Consider the following 321-nt stretch of genomic DNA (forward strand, 5'->3'; position numbering starts at 1 on the left):
CTTGCCCAGGTCGTTGAAGAGCTTACCAACGATAGCTTTCGAACGAGTACGGTCGAAAGCCAGACGGCGGTTAGCCAGGCTATCTGTCTTGGCCAGAGTGATCAGCGGCTCAGCAACGCGACGCAGTTCTTTGGCTTTTGGCAGAGTAGTTTTGATCAGCTCGTGCTCGAACAGCGACACCGCCATGTTTTGGAACATGGCCTTGCGGTGCGAGCTGGTGCGGCTCAGGTGACGACCACTTTTACGATGACGCATGGTTCATTCCTTACCAAACACTACGTTCGGTGATTACGACGATCAGGCAGTCGCCTTGTCGTCCTT

The 321-nt window shown here is 54.2% G+C and carries 1 protein-coding gene; it reads right to left on the bottom strand.

Translation table 11 applies throughout. The features are described from left to right. On the bottom strand, positions 1–255 hold a 255-nt coding region (gene rplQ, locus BK660_RS31405), incomplete at its 3' end, for a 50S ribosomal protein L17 (protein WP_123436448.1). Positions 256–321: the final 66 nt, after the last annotated feature.

Source organism: Pseudomonas brassicacearum, from assembly GCF_003732265.1.
GTDB classification, from domain to species: Bacteria; Pseudomonadota; Gammaproteobacteria; order Pseudomonadales; family Pseudomonadaceae; genus Aquipseudomonas; species Aquipseudomonas brassicacearum_D.